Origin of the sequence: Paraliobacillus salinarum, assembly GCF_014083865.1 — a bacterium.
In the GTDB taxonomy this organism is placed as follows: Bacteria; Bacillota; Bacilli; order Bacillales; family Amphibacillaceae; genus Paraliobacillus; species Paraliobacillus salinarum.
The window spans coordinates 524,920-543,213 of sequence record NZ_JACEFA010000001.1; the positions used below are offsets into that span (position 1 = coordinate 524,920).

At 34.4% G+C, this 18,294-nt stretch carries 19 protein-coding genes; 4 read left to right on the plus strand and 15 right to left on the minus strand.

Going from position 1 to position 18,294, the window contains the following annotated elements; translation table 11 throughout:
- The first annotated feature begins 104 nt into the window (after positions 1–104).
- Positions 105–266, plus strand: a complete 162-nt coding sequence (locus HP569_RS14590) for a DUF2759 family protein (protein WP_182199567.1) — start codon at positions 105–107, stop codon at positions 264–266.
- A gap of 84 nt (positions 267–350) precedes the next feature.
- On the opposite strand, the gene HP569_RS02730 is transcribed toward HP569_RS14590, so the two are convergent.
- The 4 genes from HP569_RS02730 to HP569_RS02745 all read right to left on the minus strand — a co-directional run bounded on the left by HP569_RS02730 (position 351) and on the right by HP569_RS02745 (position 5,226).
- Positions 351–2,270 carry an LTA synthase family protein gene (locus HP569_RS02730; protein WP_182199568.1) on the minus strand — a complete coding sequence of 640 codons (1,920 nt, stop codon included), beginning with the start codon at positions 2,268–2,270 and terminating at the stop codon, positions 351–353.
- Between the two features lie 234 nt (positions 2,271–2,504).
- Positions 2,505–3,467: an ROK family glucokinase gene (locus HP569_RS02735; RefSeq protein WP_182199569.1), complete on the minus strand. Its 963-nt coding sequence runs from the start codon at positions 3,465–3,467 to the stop codon at positions 2,505–2,507.
- 1 nt (position 3,468) lies between these two features.
- Entirely contained in the window at positions 3,469–3,675 is a 207-nt protein-coding gene (locus HP569_RS02740) for a YqgQ family protein (RefSeq protein WP_182199571.1), read from the minus strand.
- Positions 3,676–3,774: 99 nt separating this feature from the next.
- Positions 3,775–5,226 (minus strand): spore germination protein, encoded by a 1,452-nt coding sequence (locus HP569_RS02745; RefSeq protein WP_246366875.1) that lies wholly within the window; start codon positions 5,224–5,226, stop codon positions 3,775–3,777.
- Between the two features lie 177 nt (positions 5,227–5,403).
- Between HP569_RS02745 and HP569_RS02750 the strand changes: the two genes are divergently transcribed.
- A complete protein-coding gene (locus HP569_RS02750) occupies positions 5,404–6,270 on the plus strand; it encodes a hypothetical protein (protein ID WP_182199573.1) in 867 nt (288 codons plus the stop codon).
- Here the strand turns inward: HP569_RS02750 and HP569_RS02755 are convergent.
- From HP569_RS02755 to rpmG, 4 genes are all read right to left on the minus strand, one after another.
- Positions 6,246–7,814 (minus strand): rhomboid family intramembrane serine protease, encoded by a 1,569-nt coding sequence (locus tag HP569_RS02755; protein ID WP_182199575.1) that lies wholly within the window; start codon positions 7,812–7,814, stop codon positions 6,246–6,248. The genes HP569_RS02750 and HP569_RS02755 overlap by 25 nt on opposite strands.
- An 89-nt stretch (positions 7,815–7,903) precedes the next feature.
- Positions 7,904–8,089: a hypothetical protein gene (locus HP569_RS02760; protein ID WP_182199577.1), complete on the minus strand. Its 186-nt coding sequence runs from the start codon at positions 8,087–8,089 to the stop codon at positions 7,904–7,906.
- Between the two features lie 58 nt (positions 8,090–8,147).
- Positions 8,148–8,699: a 5-formyltetrahydrofolate cyclo-ligase gene (locus HP569_RS02765; protein ID WP_182199578.1), complete on the minus strand. Its 552-nt coding sequence runs from the start codon at positions 8,697–8,699 to the stop codon at positions 8,148–8,150.
- A 79-nt stretch (positions 8,700–8,778) separates the two neighbouring features.
- Positions 8,779–8,928 (minus strand): 50S ribosomal protein L33, encoded by a 150-nt coding sequence (gene rpmG, locus HP569_RS02770; protein ID WP_182199635.1) that lies wholly within the window; start codon positions 8,926–8,928, stop codon positions 8,779–8,781.
- 189 nt (positions 8,929–9,117) lie between these two features.
- On the opposite strand from rpmG, the gene HP569_RS02775 reads away from it, so the two are divergent.
- Together HP569_RS02775 and HP569_RS02780 are read left to right on the plus strand one after the other, a co-directional pair.
- On the plus strand, positions 9,118–9,477 hold the full coding sequence (locus HP569_RS02775) for a hypothetical protein (RefSeq protein ID WP_182199580.1): 360 nt from the start codon (positions 9,118–9,120) through the stop codon (positions 9,475–9,477).
- The gene (locus HP569_RS02780; RefSeq protein ID WP_182199582.1) at positions 9,474–9,950 is read left to right on the plus strand and encodes an endolytic transglycosylase MltG; all 477 of its coding nucleotides are present in this window, start codon (positions 9,474–9,476) and stop codon (positions 9,948–9,950) included. Before HP569_RS02775 ends, HP569_RS02780 begins: the two co-directional genes overlap by 4 nt.
- Before the next feature lie 40 nt (positions 9,951–9,990).
- Here the strand turns inward: HP569_RS02780 and phoU are convergent, their stop codons facing one another.
- The 7 genes from phoU to HP569_RS02815 form a co-directional block, all read right to left on the minus strand.
- Entirely contained in the window at positions 9,991–10,650 is a 660-nt protein-coding gene (gene phoU, locus HP569_RS02785) for a phosphate signaling complex protein PhoU (RefSeq protein ID WP_182199583.1), read from the minus strand.
- Positions 10,651–10,700: 50 nt separating this feature from the next.
- Positions 10,701–11,504, minus strand: a complete 804-nt coding sequence (pstB, locus tag HP569_RS02790) for a phosphate ABC transporter ATP-binding protein PstB (RefSeq protein WP_182199636.1) — start codon at positions 11,502–11,504, stop codon at positions 10,701–10,703.
- Between the two features lie 20 nt (positions 11,505–11,524).
- Positions 11,525–12,409: a phosphate ABC transporter permease PstA gene (gene pstA / locus HP569_RS02795; RefSeq protein WP_182199585.1), complete on the minus strand. Its 885-nt coding sequence runs from the start codon at positions 12,407–12,409 to the stop codon at positions 11,525–11,527.
- Positions 12,410–13,366, minus strand: coding sequence for a phosphate ABC transporter permease subunit PstC (gene pstC, locus HP569_RS02800; protein WP_182199587.1), 957 nt, complete (start codon positions 13,364–13,366; stop codon positions 12,410–12,412).
- 78 nt (positions 13,367–13,444) lie between these two features.
- A complete protein-coding gene (locus HP569_RS02805) occupies positions 13,445–14,416 on the minus strand; it encodes a PstS family phosphate ABC transporter substrate-binding protein (protein WP_182199589.1) in 972 nt (323 codons plus the stop codon).
- A gap of 159 nt (positions 14,417–14,575) precedes the next feature.
- Positions 14,576–16,693 (minus strand): peptidoglycan D,D-transpeptidase FtsI family protein, encoded by a 2,118-nt coding sequence (locus HP569_RS02810; RefSeq protein ID WP_182199591.1) that lies wholly within the window; start codon positions 16,691–16,693, stop codon positions 14,576–14,578.
- Positions 16,694–16,743: 50 nt separating this feature from the next.
- Complete coding sequence (locus HP569_RS02815; protein ID WP_182199593.1) at positions 16,744–18,021, minus strand: MFS transporter; 1,278 nt, start codon at positions 18,019–18,021, stop codon at positions 16,744–16,746.
- Positions 18,022–18,294: the final 273 nt, after the last annotated feature.

Here is an 18,294-nt window from a genome sequence, read left to right on the forward strand (position 1 = left end):
CCTCGACAAAGATTCACTTATATCTTAAAATGTGATAGGATCATTTGCAATGTATTATATCATTTAATGAACTATTTATTAACTAGAGGATTAGAGGGGTAGAAATGGCATTAGCAGTTATCTTAATACTTATTACATGTTTATCAAGTGCTACTTTCTGTAAAGAAATAAAATCTAAAAATTTATCAACTTTATTCATTACAGGTTCTTCAACTATAATATTTGGTTTCTTTTCCATCTCAAAAATTATTCAATCTTTTTTTTAGATGTATCATTATCGTAACAAACATTTATTCACACAACAACGAAAAAGGTGAGGGCTTTGAAGTATATCAGCCCTCACCTTTTTATTATTTTTGTTTATTTTCAAGATTTCCATTTTGAAAGTCATGGAATCTAAATAGATCCCCATAAATTATCTGATCAGAATACGTAAGTTCTTCTTGTACCTGTTCTTGTATTGGTGCACATGTGCTTTCTACTGATTTCCCTTCATCTTCTGTTGACGATTCATCATCCGAAACAATCAACTCTCCTGTTTCTCGATTGAAACATTGATCTTTTGTATAGATATAGTCATTACTAATGAAGCTACCATCTCTTAATGCTACAAATTCCTTGCGATTTTCACCGAATAAATTTGTACCAAAGCTTAAATCATTACTATCATCTACTCCAAGCACATGCATTAATGTTGGCTTCACATCAATTTGACCACCAATTTTAGAAATCGTTTTACCTTCTTCACCTGGAATATGCACAATAAAAGGTACACGCTGTAATTGAATGTGATCGTATGGTGTAATCTTATCTTTCTCCAGATATTGCGCCATAGCTTTATCATGGAAGTCACTAATGCCATAGTGGTCACCCATCATAACAATAATGAAATCTTCATATTCACCTGATTCTTTTAATTGGTCAAAGAAGTCTTTGATTGATTCATCCATATATCTTGCGGTTTGAAAATATTGATTTAACGTTTTTGAATTTGAATCAAATTTATCAATCGTTGCATCTTCTTCAGCAAGGTCAAATGGATAATGGTTCGTTAAAGTGATGAACCGGCTATAATAAGGCTCAGGTAAAGATTGTAAATATTTAATGGACTGCTCAAAAAATGGTTTGTCTTTTAATCCCCATCCAATTGAGTTTTCATCTGTTACTTCATATGCATCAACATCATAGAATTGATCAATACCTAAATTATCATACATGACATCTCTATTCCAGAAACTCTTATTATTTGCATGGAATACCGATGAACTATATCCGTTATTCTTTAACAATTCAGATGTTGAATTGTATTCATTTTGACCATGAGTAAAGAACACTGCTCCACTAGGCAAAGGGTACAAACCTGTTTCTACTAAGAATTCAGAATCTGACGTTTTACCTTGTTCCGTTTGATGGTAAAAGTTATTGAAATAATAACTTTCATCAATGATGTCATTTAGGAATGGAGTGACCTCTTCTCCATGTAGTGTGTTATTAATAACAAAGCTTTGTAAAGACTCCAAAGAAATGAAAATTAAATTCTTGTCCTTGGCAATTCCAGCTAAATCTGTTTCGGACTGATCGGTTGTGTTTTCTTGCATGTATTGTTTAATCTCTGTTAATTCATTTCCGTCTGCAAAAACTCGCTGTGCTTTTGATTTAGATTGCTGGACCACATCATAAATATGATAATTGAAAATCCCTATATTTTTAACTAAATATTCGCGATCAAATGTACGCTGTAATAATTGAGGACGCTCGATTTCAGCTAAAATATAGTTTCCTAATAAAAATGCAATAGATAAGCTAAAAGCCAAAGCTTTTTTTCGTTTTTTATAAGAAACAGTAAACGTACTTGTGTATTTTTTACTTAAATACCAGATAATCATCACATCTAAGAACAATAAAAGATCCCAAACATGAATCAATGCTAGAATACTAGATCCTAAATCCGCAGCATTACTACCTTGAAATAAAACTGGTATCGTAAGGAAATCACTAAAATTACGATAAAATACTAGATTAAAGTATAAAATTAGAGACCCCAATAATGACGCATATCGGATAAATTTCATTTGTCTCTCTTGCTTTAACCATACACTAATTGCAAATACCAAGAATGCAGAGACAAATGGGTTGATGAATAAAATAATCTCCTGCATCACATTATCTAATTCAATATTGAATAAGAACCTATATACGATATATGTTTTAATACCAAATAGTAAACTGGCTATTACGTATAAAGGTATTTTATTTATTTTATGAAACATAAAAGCTACTTCCTCCTAAGTTTATTATATTATCTTTTTTATTTTTATTGATGGGTTCAATCTATCGATCTATTCTATTAGACGGATTTACTTGTAAAAAAGTTTCACCCTTTTTTACTTCTTTTTAATAATACTCTATTTTATTCAAAGTTACCAAAAAAATAAACCCTTTTTTCTAAAAAGGGTATTTTTAATTATTTATTAACCATTCTATCATACTTTTAAACCATTATTTTATTCTATATTCTGTTTTGCCAAATATGCGCCACCATAAATACCAGCATCGTTTCCTAAAGTAGCTATTTCAAATTGACATCCTTCTATAATTCTAGGTAATGCATATTGCTCAAATGCAGCACGTAACGGACGTAATAAGTCCTCACCAGCTTTTGAAACTCCGCCACCCATTATGATTTTAGATGGATTGATCACTGTTGCTACACTGGCTAAACTATAGCCTAACACGTCTGTTACATGATTCACTATGTCTTGAGCTACAGCGTCTCCTTCTTTTGCTAAATCGAAGACATCTTTTGCTGTTAACTTATTCTTATTTTTATAGCGTTCTGCTAATTTAGTGTTTTTACCTTCATTCACAGCTTCTAGTGCTTGGCGTGCAATACCGGTAGCAGAGGTCACCGTTTCCAAGCATCCAGAGCGACCACAATTACACGGAGCTCCTCCCTCTTTCTCTACTGTAATATGTCCGATCTCCCCGGCTGTTCCATTTGCACCGCTTACGATTTGACCATTAGCAATAATACCACCACCAACACCAGTGCCCAAAGTGACAACGATTAAGTTATCTACTAAGTCGCCAGAACCTTTCCAATTCTCACCTATTGCTGCTACATTTGCATCATTATCCATGTAAACGGGGAGATTGGATAAGGCGTTTAGTTTTTTACCTAACTCAAAATCATTCCATCCAATGTTCACACCAATTAAAATGATGCCTTTTTTAGCGTCAATAAATCCCGGAGCACCGACACCTATACCCCCAACAGTAGATTTGTCTATATAATGTTTGCTCATTTTATGTTCAATTGATTCCCAGATATCATGAGGAATACGTTCGCCTTCATTCGTTTTATCTGTTGGTATTTCCCATTTATCAATAATTTCGCCTTCATTTTTAAACAAACCAATTTTTATTGTTGTTCCACCAATGTCTACTCCAACCAAATTCTTCTTCATTTTATTCCCCTTCCTTTTCTTTGACTCTAGACATTTCTTGCCTTAGTAATAAGATAGCCATTTGATAGGTTTCTACAGACAAACATTGTGATTGATATAACTCTTTAATTTCTGCTTCCATTAGTTGAAGATCAGCTAAACGATCTCCTATGTAAATAATTGTTCCAAACTTCTTTAGTAATTGTTGCACATCGTATATTGTTTTCATTTTATCACCTTCTTTATTATATCAGATTTATATGAAAATAATAACATTTTTTCTGTTGTACCATACTTTTTTATAATATATAAAAAATCCTGAATCGAGTTAACGATCAGGATCTTTAGGATCTAAAAAAGCAGGTCTTTTACTCTTTAACGGTACTGGTGTTCGAATAATCACGTCAAATAAAGCTTTTCCTGAAAAAGGAATGAATGGCCAAAAGTAACCTGTTTTAAACGTATTCATTCGAATAAGGTATATTAACCAAACAGTGACACCTATTGCATAACCCTTCACACCAAACAGAGCCGTTGTGCAAAGCAAAAGAATTCGTACGATTCGATTAGCTAGGCTTAACTCATAGCTTGGCGTAGCAAATGTACCCATTGCAGCTACTGATAAATAGAGCACTACTTCGTTAGAGAACAAACCTACCTCAACAGCAACTTGACCTATCATAATCGCTGCAACTAAACCTAAGGCAGTAGCCAAGGCGGTAGGTGTATGAATAGCAGCCATACGTAACATGTCGATTCCAATCTCCGCAATCAGAAATTGCATTAACAATGGAATAACTCCCAATTCCTCGGGCCCAAGGAATGCAAGTGTTTCAGGCAATAATTCTGGTTGTTGTGAAATCAAAAAATAAAATGGGAGAATAAAAATCGAAGCGATTACCGCCAAAAATCTAACTAATCGCAAATATGCACCTACCAATGGTTTTTGGCGATATTCTTCTGCGTGTTGCAAATGGTGCCAAAATGTTGCCGGGAGAATCATTACACTAGGCGATCCATCAATGATTAGAATGATATGCCCTTCGTACAAGTGAGCAGCTGCCGTATCAGGTCTTTCTGTGTAGCGAATCGTTGGATAGGGATTCCAATGCCTCCCGCTTAAATATTCTTCAATCGTCTTTTCTGCCATTGGTAATCCATCTGTATCAATTTGCTTTAAATGATTTTTTAACAGTTCAACCTTTCCAGAATCTGCAATATCTTCAATATAACAGATACAAACATCAGATTTAGATCTTCTGCCAATGCTAGTATACTCCATACGCAATGATCGATCTCGAATTCGTCTTCGAGTTAAAGCCGTATTGAAAATGATCGTTTCTACATAACCATCTCTTGAACCTCTTACAACTCTCTCTAAATCAGGTTCTTCTGGCCCTCGAACCGGATATGTACGTGCATCAATTAAAATAACCTTATCTAAACCATCTACAACTAAAGCAGTTGGACCAGCTAATACCTTGTCGCCTGCTTCAGTCAAATCATCTACTGTTTCTAATTCAACATAAGGGATATATGTTCGTAATAATTTTAACAATGTATCTGGTTCAAGTTGCTCTTCTTTCAGCTCTGCTAAAAAGCGCATAAGGTAGTGTAAGATGTCATCTTTGGCAAATCCATCAATTAAAAACATGGACATGTCTCTACCTGCATAATGTAAATCTAATTGAATCATATCAAAGCTTTGGTCTACACCTAGATATTCTTTTAGAAACTCGACGTTTTTATTAAATGATCGATATAGATTAGTTCTTACCACTAACAGCACCTCTTCTCGAAAAGAAACAATTAACGGTAGCCTTCTCTTATTGTATTAAAAAAGCTACTTTGTTTTTTCAAACTATTTCTAGCATGTACACATTATTGAAAACCATACTTCATAACTCACAGAGCATGGACATATATATGTATTACTTAACGAGCTGAGGGTGATAAAATGCGCTATTTTATAATAACTATTGCAAGTTGCTTTATTGTAGGATTTGCTTACTGGTTTATTACATATGATCAAACTGACACAACTTTAAAATATTTTCCGTTTGATTCAAATGTTACATTTAATCAAGCCAATACGAAATTACATTTTTTAACTGAGTCGAATAAAAATGCATATCAAATAAAATGGGATGTGACATCAGAAGTAGATCGACCTGTTTTCTTGAGGCAGGATGTGTCACTACTATATGTTGATGGGGTGATAAAAGGTATGAAAGGCAAATGGCAAGAGGAATTACCAGAAATAAAATTGCAGACTACTCTAAATGGAGAAGGAAGTAGTCATTATCAAGCCATTTCCTACCACCATGCAGAAGTACATTATCCTGAAGATGTGATCAAAAGTGTCCAGACAATGTCTTCTGACGAGTTATATGTGATCGATTCAGCATATACGCCTTTAGAGTCATTTCGTGTACCGAAAAATAAAAAACAACAGGATTGGAAAGAGGCTTTGGATCATGCAACAACACAGCAATTGAAGATGCATTGGCGGGAGCTGATTCAACATTTTCAAATTCCAATTGAATCCTACTATTACGTTCCACTCACTGCCATAAGTCAATATGAAACAAAGCCAATTCCTAACTTAACAAACGAAGAAACACAAAAGGTAATTGCACAATTATGGGAAGGTTTGTACAGTAGCTATATTTTACCTTTTGATCAGAATAAATCTACCGTCAATAGTTTTGTCCCTTTGATTTTATTTGATAAACAAGGAAAACAATTACGTGTACTTTATCAGGATCAAGAAGGTAATAAAAAACAATTAATACAAAACTATGGTGAATCGAATGTCTCTTGATACAAGCTAGTAAAAGCTTCGTTGTCCGGACTTAATTCAAGTGCTTTTTCTAAAGCTTGTTTTGCTTTATCCGTCTCATTTCTATCAATATAAATCAAAGCTAGATTGTAATGTGCTTCCGGGATTTGATTAGGTTCAATTTCCACTAGCTCCTCTAAATCGCTTAATGCTTTAGTTGTCTCTCCTATGTGTAGATAAGCATAAGACCGATAGAACAATAATTCCGGACGGTAATAATTTGCTTCTTGCTGCAACGTTGTATTAACTTTATCAATCGTTAATTGAAATTCCTCTTGATCAGCCAATTCACTAATTTGTTGTAGCTGACGTGATATTTCAAATTGATTTGCTTCTTGCTGCACGGACTCATTAAATAAGCCATATAGCGTGATGAAGCTAGTTAAAGCAATAACGGCAATACTAGCACCAAGCTGTACGCTCAATTGCTTCTTTTTAGGAAAATAAACGATCGCAGCAGCTAAGAATCCACCAATTAAACCACCAATATGTGCACCATTATCAATTTGAGGTACAGCTAAACCGAAAACAATATTAAAACCGATAATAGCAATGACATTACGTCCCATCGTTTGAAAGAAAATCCTTTTATGTTTTAAACCGAAAAACAATAAAGCACCAAACAAACCAAATATTGCTCCAGATGCACCTGCGGCTACTTGTGGACTTAATGCAAAGCTTGTTACTCCACCAACGATTCCACTAATGAAATAAATAATTAAGAAACGAATATTTCCAAATATGCGCTCAACAACATTACCAACGATGTGTAACGCCAGCATATTCATTAGCACATGCAATATACCAATGTGAAGAAACATAGAAGAGATAATACGCCACCATTGCCCATCGATTATAGCTGGATTATATTTAGCACCATATTCAATTAAAACTTCTGTATCCGTACTTCCTCCTTGCAACTCTAACCATAAAAATAGAAGTACATTAAGAGCTAGAATAATATAAGTAAAATATGGCTTTGCCTGCTCAAATACTTTTTGAGCATCTCGTTGTTGCTTATTATAAGTCGTAATAATTTTCGCGCGTAAATGTTGTGTTAGTTGTTCTTTCTCTAAGACATCTTCTGGTTGGGGTAAATACATTTGTTCTACATCTAATCGTTCAAACAGGTTATTTTGCTGTACATATCTGTTCTCTTCATCTAAATAAAACAATTCCATTTGTTCAAATTTATTATGTTTTAATTTTACTGATTGTGTAAGGTGATTCCATTCATCTACAGGTTCATATTCAGAGACATGAATGTTAAACAGATTAATTTTTCGTCCTAGAAAAAGTTGAGACAGCCGCTCACTTTCATAAACGGCTCTTTTATTGTCCGCTTCTAATTGATTTCTCCAATCAAATCCGGTTTGAGTGATACGAAGAACATGATTGGTCTGTTTATCTTGTCGTTGTAACCATATTTCAGTATGGTTCTTTTGAATAAAAACAATATCAAATTTCCCACGAGTTATAAGGTGATGTACTAGGTTATAATAATAAAACAACTGATCTTGTTGCAACTAACCCCTCCTCTCTCTGTATTTTTATTGTACCACCAAAAAACACATTAAAAGAAGGAAATGCTTAAACACATCTCCTTTTATTTTTTCTATTTAGTTGGTTGAAATATATCGTTAACAATTTGGTTACGAACTAAAGGGACTCGCATGCCAACAGTGACTAACATTTTCCTTATTAGTGAGATTGCTAATAAACCATTCATAATCTTATACCTCTTATTAAAAATAACGGCGCCGCCAAAGATAACACCGACGATTAACCAAACATTACGCACAATAATCGCTTCCTTCCATATATGTTATTTACACATATGTTTCCACGATTTAGTCAAATTATGAGCTAACAATTAATTCATTTACCGGAATATCAAACGGTTCAGTTGGTATAGATCGAATAACTTGCTCTGCCCATGCTACCGAGACTGTTTTTCCAGAAAAACTTTCTAAAAAGCGATCATAGTATCCTCCACCATGTCCGATACGATAATGGGCATCGTCAAATAAGAGACCAGGCACAATTAACAAGTCTATTTGATTTGATAAAACTTCTCTTGTTATTGTTGGGTTTGGCTCTTGTAGTTGATAATAAACTGTTTCGAGTTGATCAAAAGCTTCGAGTTGATAAAAGGTAAGACTTTTTTCATTTGGATTACATTTCGGCACAACTACTTTTTTACCTTGATGCCAAGCCTCTTGAATTAGCTGTTTCGTATCCCATTCATAACCGACAGATATGGTAAGACCTATTACTTTTGCTTCCTTCCAATGTAATGATTGCATTAACTTTTGCTGTAGATCAACTTGAATAGATTTTCTTTTTTCTTCAGTCAATTCAACAAGTTTACGCTTTATTTGACTACGCAGGAAAGCTTTTTGATTATCCATACAATCACCCTTTCACCAAATTTCCATAAAAAAAATGCAAAAAAACCCTCACCTAAATTGGTAAGAGTTTCGTCATGTACTATTTTGTTTCACGGTGAAGCGTGTGCTTTTTCAAACGTGGACAATATTTTTTTAATTCCAAGCGTTCTGGGTTAGTACGTTTATTTTTTGTAGTAATATAATTGCGTTCACCAGTTTCAGTGCAAGCAAGTGTAATATTTACGCGCATCATTATCCCTCCAAACTGTTCAACTATCTTCAATTTCAAAATATCATCTTCAGACTTATTCATATTATCAAATCTATTGATATAATTCAAGTAAATATATAATGTAATATAATATTTTTTTCAATTATTGTTCAGACTACCGAAAATGTGTTATAACTATGGTTGTAAAGAATCAGGAGGGGAAAATTTGTGTTTATAGCAATTATTAGTATTGGTAGCATTGCCATTGTTTTATTTATATTGTCTTTTTTTGCTAATGATCAATTTAAACAATTAGAAAATCAGATAGAACAGATGTCAATCTCCACATTACAAGATACGTATCAAATAAAGAAGAAAATTAAGATCTTAGAAGAAGAGCTTTTAACTGACGAACTAGAGGATTTAGATTTACAAAAGCCAAAGTTAACTCCCACAATGAGAAGGGTAACACAAATGTATGAATCAGGTGAATCCATTCCGAGTATTGCTAAAACGACAAACTTAAGTGAGTATGATGTTTATTCGCTTGTTAAACAATATTCTAATGATAAAGGCGGTAGACAATGAAACAAATCATACGTGCCTTCGCATCTGGTCTACTTCTTGCTAGTGTAATTATCGGTATTATTTACTTTTTAGAAACAGATGCTAAAGAAGAAAACAAACCAGAAACTATATCTATAGAAGAAATGAAACAAACGCTAGAATCAGAAGGTTACACTGTATCCACAGAGGAAAGCAAAGAAAAAACTAACGAGAAGAATGCAGATACAAACAAACAACCACAAGAAAATGACAAGACGACTGGAAATAAGGAATCAAAAGAAATTCGCATTTATACCCTTACTATTGAATCCGGTATGACGATTTCAGAAGTATCTGATGCACTTGCTGAGGCGAAAATCATTAAAGATAGTACGTCATTCGTTTCTTATTTGCAGGATAATGGTTATGGAACAGCAATTCAAATTGGTAAATTTGAATTAACTGACCGAATGACCTTAGAACAAATAGCGCGTACAATTGCAAATAAAAACTAAAACAGAAAGATAGGTTCATATCCTGTCTTTCTGTTTTTTTTTATTCATTTAAATCTAGGGTTTGTCCTTTTACTAAATACATAATGTTTTCCGCAATATTCGTTAGATGGTCACCAAATCGCTCTATATAACGTCCACTAAATGCTATTTGCATGATTAATTGTATTTTCTGCGGATCTGTCGCCGTCTCTTCCAACAATTCTTTTAACACTTTCGCATACATTTCATCTATCAAATCATCTAACTCAGATAACTTCTTTGCTAATGTAATGTCCTCTTCACGGTAAGCTAAGATCGCTAAATCTATCATTCGATTTGCTACCGCACGCATATCATCTAGTGCGGGATGAATTTCTAAATCATGATTTTCCCCTAAATGAATGGTGGAACGAGCAATATTTTTTGCATTGTCAGCCATTCGTTCTAAATCAGACGCCGTCCTTATTGCAACAATCAATTTACGTAAGTCTGATGCAACAGGTTGTTGACGTGCAATAAGTAAGATTGATGTCTCATTAATATCTAAATCTATATTATCTAATTCTTTGTCTTTCTCAATCACTTGTTCAGCAGCGGTAGCATTTGCTTGATACAACGCATTAACTGAATCATTTAGTTGCAATTTTGCTTTTTCAGCTAATTCAATCACTTTATCTTTGACAGCTTTTAACTCCATTTCAAATTGTTCTCTAGCGACCATTGTTTACATTCCTCCTAGTATTAGAGTGCTTTTAAAAAACACTGTTCAGTCTAACTAAAACGACCAGTAATGTAATCTTCTGTTCTTCTATCCATAGGTGTAGAAAATAGTGTATCTGTATCAGAGAATTCAACAAGTTCTCCATTTAACATAAATGCGGTATGGTCTGAAATACGCGCTGCTTGCTGCATGTTGTGCGTTACAATTACAATAGAGTAGTCTTTTTTCAGCTCTTGAATTAGTTCTTCCACCTTTAATGTTGACTTTGGATCAAGAGCTGAGGTAGGCTCATCCATAAGAATTACATCTGGCTCAATCGCAAGGCATCTGGCAATGCATAACCTTTGTTGCTGCCCTCCTGATAACCCATATGCATTTTCTTTCAATCGATCCTTTACCTCATCCCAGATGTAGGCACCACGTAAGCTTTTTTCAACAATTTGATCTAAAATTTTCTTATTTTTGATCCCATGAATTTTAGGACCATAAGCAATATTTTCATAGATTGATTTCGGAAAAGGATTTGGCTTTTGAAAGACCATCCCAACATTCGTTCTTAACTCTTCTACTTTAAAAGAACGATTTAATATATTTTCATTTCTGTACGTAATTTCTCCAGAGGTTTTCACACCTTGTACTAGTTCAACCATACGATTTAATGTCTTCAAGTAAGTCGACTTACCACAACCTGAAGGGCCAATAATAGCCGTTACCTTTTTTTCATATATAGGAAGATTTATGTTTTTTAAGGCATGTGTATTGCCATACCATAAGTTTAGATCCTTTGTTTCGAATACGATCTCAGCATTATTTTTCATTTGTTGATCCTCTTGCTTGCTTTTTCCCACTATCATGTTCAACTTCTCAACCTCCATTAATATCTTTGTTGGAACTTATTTCGAATAATAATCGCTACTGCATTTAACAAGAACAACATCGTAAGTAAAACAATAATCGTTGCTGACGCTAAATATGCATAATCATCTACTAAAGAGGAATCGATTGTCCAATAATAGATTTGCATTGGTAAAACAGTAAATTTATCCAAAATACCACCTGGAAAAGGAAGAAGTAAAGCTGGAATACCTAACACAACAAGCGGTGCTGTCTCCCCAATTGCTCTTGACAACGCAAGAATTGTTCCCGTTAGAATTCCTGGTAAAGCAGCAGGCAGTATAATCTTTTTCACTGTTTGCCATTTTGTCGCTCCTAAACCATAGGAAGCTTCACTTAAATGTTGTGGCACCGCACGAATAGCTTCTTGACTAGATACTATAACAATTGGCAAGATTAATAATGACATCGTTAAACCACCAGCCAAAACGACATTCCCAAAGCCCAATGCACGAACAAAAATTGTCATACCTAAAATCCCATATACAATAGAAGGAACACCTGCTAAATTAGCTATATTCGTTTGAATTACCTGCTGAAAACGACTTTTGGATGCATATAACTCATTATAAATAGCAGTACCAATCCCAAGAAACATTGTGACAGGAACCACTACAGCCATTAACCACAACGTTCCTAATATCGCACCCATAATACCTGCTCTTTCCGGGTTGGTAGATAATTTTCCAGTTAAAAAGTTGAAATCAATATAGCTTAATCCTTCTGATAATATTCTTATAATTAAAACTGCAAGAACAATCAGTCCAAATAAAGTTGCTAAAAGGAATACAGATTGTAATAGTTTATTTAACATTAACCTGATTACCATATTGCTTTTTACTTTTTCTGCATCTATATACTTCATTTAATACTCCTCCTTGAAGCGCTTGGAGATATATCGAGCGATAATATTCATAATCAAAGTAAATACAAACAATGTCATTGCAACAGCATACAGACTATAATAAATAGTAGAACCTGCTGGTGCATCACCACCTGATACTTCCACGATATATGCAGTCATCGTTTGCATGGATTGGGTAATATCAAAAGTAAAGTTCTTTGAGCTGCCGCTTGCAATAGTTACAATCATTGTCTCTCCAATTGCTCTAGAGATCCCAAGTACAAATGAAGAAATGATTCCGGATAATGCAGCTGGAATAATGACACGAAAAGTTACTTCTAGTTTTGTTGCTCCTAATGCTAATGCACCTTCTCTCATCGCATTAGGAACCGAGCTCATCGCATCTTCTGATAATGAAGCAATCATTGGAATAATCATAATTCCCATAACAATCCCAGGACTTAAAATATTAGTCGCTTCTAGCCCAGGTATAAATTCTCGCAATAATGGTGTAACAAACGTAAACGCAAAAAAACCATAAACAATCGTTGGGATACCTGCTAATAGCTCAAGCATTGGCTTAAGTACTCTTCGGGCACGATCTGTTGCATATTCACTTAAATAAATGGCTGTCATGATTCCAATTGGCCCAGCAACTAACATCGCGATAGCAGAAGAAATAATTGTTCCATTGATGAGTGGCAGGATCCCAAACTCTGGATTTTGACTCAAAGGTTTTAGTACTGTTCCAGTAAAAAATTCTAACAAGGGAACCTCGCTGAAAAAGCCAATTGTTTCTGTAACTAGCGTGATAACAATTAAAATTGTTGTTAAAATCGATAATAGTGCAATGAATAATAGTAGTTTAGGAATAAATTTCTCCCCTAATTCACTTCTATTCTTGGCACTTTTATTTTCGGTAAGTAAATCTCGAACGTGCCATGTTTCTTCCTCATTCATTTGGCTATTCCGGCGCATATCTTACACTCCTTCTATACTAGCAAGAAGAAGAGAGTCATTTCTCTCTTCTTTTTTTACTAGCCACTTAACCACGTGTTATTCTAATCCGTTTAAGAAATCCAGATTTGCTTCTACTTCTTCATCAGGTATCGGTGCAAAACCTGTTTCACCTGCAAATGTATTGACATTCTCCATAACGAATCGTGCATAATCAATTACCTGCGCTTTTTCTTTCGCATTATTTACATTAAGATAAGTGAATACTGGTCTGGTGAAACCTGCATATGGACCACTTTCATCAATAGTTTCTAATGATGGCTCGACAGCTCCATCTCCAAAGTCAACACTAACAGCTTGTAAGCTATCTTGATTATTTGCATAGTATCCAAAGCCAAAGAAACCGATAGCATTTGGATCTTGAGATATTAATGTCACTAAAGTCGAGTATTCTTGTTGTAAGTCAATGTTTGAAACTAAGTCCTGTTCTTCCATAATTGTTTCATAGAAAAACTCATATGTCCCATGGTTTTCATTGGGCCCGTATGTGTTAATTTTCTCATCTGGCCAGTCCGGATTAATATCAGACCATTTCGTTACGTTACCGTCTGCCTTAAAAATATTAATTATTTCTTCTGTTGTCATTTCCGTTGCCCAATTATTATCAGGATGTGTAACAATGGTTAATCCATCAAGCGCAACCTTCAATTCCTTCACTTCAATTCCCAGCTCTTCAGCAGTAGCGCTTTCCTTGTCTTTAATCTGTCTTGACGCGTTATTGAAATCTGTTCCGTTTTCTGTGAGGAATTTCTCAAAACCTGCACTTGTACCTGAACGTCCTACTTCTACGGAAACACTTTCTTGTTCTGTTAACATATATTCTTCAGCAATTCTTGCCATCAAAGGGTACACAGTTCCAGATCCATCCACAACAACACTACCTTCTAACTGTTCTGAAGAAGCTTCACCGTTAGCATTATCTGTTGTGTCATTACCAGAACCACAAGCTGCTAATAATCCAATCGTTAAAATGCTTAATAGTGCAAATCCAATTCTTTTAATATTTTTCATGTTTCTGTCCCCCTAATATGATAAATGGTTATAGCCTAACTTGCTGCTACATCTTTATCATAACGATTAACTTTTAAGTTATAGTTAACTCAGTGTAAAGAATGTGTAAAAATACAAAAAAGGAGAAAAAGCATGGATAGCTTTTTCTCCTTTTTTGTATTATTCTTCTATTTCTTCTGTTTCGTTCGTCTTTTTTGTTTTTCCTTCGATCATTCGTTGCTCTTTTAATTCGAAATATTTATTAATAATTCGATTACCAATATTGTGGTGAATACCATTCTGGTCATTTCCTGTACCCGCTCTAGGAACGACAATTGCAAAAGCAACCTCCGGCTCATCATATGGTGCATAACCAACTAATGTTAAGTTATATGTTTGTTCTTTTAAGTCTCCATCTTCATATACATCATTTTGCGCTGTACCTGTTTTGGCAGCTACTTTATAAGGATTGTTACTCCAATGCGATCTAGCGGTTCCATCAGTTACAACTCGTCTAAATCCTTGTTGCACTCGATCGATATATTCTTGTTTCATAGACACTCTATTTAGCACATTCGTATCAAATGATTCGACTACAGGCCCTAATGTTTCTTTTGACCCATTAGCTTGTCGAATTTCTTTTACTAAATGTGGTTGCACACGATAGCCGTCATTCGCGATTGTTGATACATATTGCGCCAATTGTAACGTCGTGTAAGCATCATACTGTCCAAAAGATAAATAAAGTAAATTACCTGCTAATGGAGATGAACCGATGATTCCGGGCGATTCATATGGTAGATCGATGCCTGTTTCTACACCTAATCCGAATTGGCTATAGTAATTACGCAACGTTTGGAAAGCATCAAAGTCAAAACTTCTTAAAGGTTGACCATATTGATAATTCGCGCCAGCCAATCGTATAGCTATTTGCGCCATATAAATGTTTGATGAATCTTCAATTGCTTGAATATCATTAATCCATTGCATATTTTTCCAGGAGCTCATCGTCGGCGTCCCTTTAATTTTTATCGGTGTATCATAAATAGGTTCTCCTGGTCGAATCACACCAGAATCTAATCCAGCTAAAACAGTTGCACCTTTAATTGTTGATCCTGGCATATTATTGTTATAAATGACCCGATGTGCTTCATCAAGATATTCATTTGTCTCCCTATCACGATGCGCACCTGACATCGCCAATACTTCCCCAGTCTGTGGGTCCATCATGACAACGAGCGCATCTTCCATATAACGGTTTTCAGACGGGTTTGATTTATAGAATTTCTCTAATTCTTCTTGAGCAATCTTATCAACCGCTTGTTGCAGTTCAATATCAACTGTCAAAACTAAATCGTCACCACTTTTTCCTTCAACTACTGTCTTTTGACCAATAATTTCATCATTATTATTTGTAGTAAATTCAATGACCTCTTTTTGTCCACGTAAAACACTTTCGTATTCTTTTTCTAAGCCACTTGTTCCTACACGGTCGTTTCGACTATATCCTCTTGTAAGGTAATATGTTTCATTCTCTCGCGGTATCCCTTGATCGGTTGTCGTAATATTACCAATAAAAGTAGAAAAGGTATCTTCTACGTTTGACACTCGATTCCAATCAATCTTCGCATCAATTCCTTCTAGCTCATATAAATGCTCCGATACTAACGCATATTCTTTTTCAGTTACATTTTCATTCTTTATGATATGCGGTGTGAACTCTCTAGCTGCATCTAACTCTTTCTTAATTGCGACTATATTCAACAGATTAGAATCTGACCAATCATATTCGTTATAATCCTCTTCCGTAATTTTATATAGCATCGCTTGATACTTTTCGCCGGAATCCAATTCATCTTCTTTTTCTGTCAAACGATCTTCAGCTTCCTCTGCATTAAAAAGATACCAATACTCTTTCTTGTCTCTTTCTCTCACCATTGATTCTAGTTCCTCTTTATCCTCTTCCATTGTAATGTATTGCGCCAATTTTCTGGCTAGCTCTAATCGCTCTTCAGGTTTATCTCCATTCTTAGGTGGTGTATATGTAATGGAGAGTGTAGACTCATTTTCCAAAATTGATTTATGGTTACGATCGTACATAATTCCTCTTGGGACAGAAAGATATGCTTTTGTGCTTTCTGTTTCATCAATTTTTTTCTGAGCTTCTTCTCCGTTTAATATCTGAACGACCCCTAATTGTAAGATCAACAATGAAAATAAACCAAAAATAAATACAAACAATATATTTAAACGAAAGGGAATTTTTGATTTATTCTTTTTTTTCTTATTTTTCCCCATTCCATACTTCCCCCTAATCATTATAAACTAGGATTAGTATAACATGTCATTCATCTATTTTCATGAGATATTATATCTTCTTTGATATTCGTTACATTATTTTTTGTAGTTAACGGCAATGTAATATCCTTTATTAGAAAGTATACAATAAAGTGACCAGAACCTAGCACAAGAAGAACAATAGGAGTGCTCGTTTCAGGATTAACTAATTGAATGCCAATTAGAAAAATAATGATGGAGATCACCCTGCCTGTATTAAGAAAAATTTCTCTTACAACGATGTACTCTATACGCATTTCTCCTGCTTTCCACCCTTTTCCAATCACATCATATGTTAAAGAGACGTAGGGTACGGTGAATAACGGATAGGCAATACCGATGATCGCTCCATAAGCTAATAAAATCGTATAGTTCAGGTTAAAAATGATAATAAATATCGCTAAAAACAGGGTGATTCCTCCGATAAAAATAGATCGTTTTCTCCTTTTCGGTGTAACAAATCTAGTTGCAGCATAATAACAAATAAAAGAACAGCCAGAAAAAACTAAATTGAATGTACCTAACGCTAATTCACTATTTGTTGAAATGAACACCCAGATAGAGATAACAAATACAAAAATTCCTTCTCGAAGGCCTTGTAAAATGTGAGCATACAAAATTTTACCCCAATTTTTATTATTTTTTCTTTCTTGTAGTATTCTTATAAAATTAAAACGTCCTTTAGCTGATCTGCGCTTTATGAAGAAACTACAAATAACTGCTCCAATGAATAATATAAAGGAAATACTGAATATAACCGTGTAGCCCTGACTATTATTCCATTGTGCGATAATATACCCAGCTAGAACTGGTCCAACCATCCCACCAAAAGACTGCATCAATCCCAAGAAGCCATTAAAGAAATCTCTTGTTTCGGGTTCTGTTATTTCAAATGTGAGCACATTAAACGCCAACCAATAAAAACCATAACCAAGCCCTAAAAGACTGCCAAGTAGCATATTATAAGTTACTGCTTTTTCACCTAAAAAGAGCACAGTTAAAAAGAAAATTGCAAGTGTACTAACACCAATTCGTAAAACCAATACACGATCTATTTTTTTTGCCATTCTTCCTGCAATAATAAATGTAAGTGGTTGAACAATGTACACAAACAAATTATATATCGCAATGGAAACATAATCGTTGGATTGCTTCCATAAATATATGTTTACAAATGTGTTGGATAAAAAAATTGCAAGTGCATAAAGCCCACCTATAGTAAGCAATAACTTCAGGTCTCTATTCACTTCCAGATCTCCCAATAAAATATTGATATATTTTTTCTTCATATCCTATCTCCTTTATGTTCTATTTATTATTCTGAACAAAAGCAAATAAGATATGCAAAGTCATCTATGTAATAATGCAAACAAAAAAAGCTAAGAAATGAACTGCACCCCAATTGTTAGACACTACCTAACAATTGGAGGTGCAGTTTTTATATGAGCAAATATACAAGTGATATCAAATTAAATGTTATTCAAGGCTATTCCCCAAAAGTAATGTCTCAAAGTGAATATGCAAAACAAATGGCTATTCCCAAAGCACAATTCCAATATTGG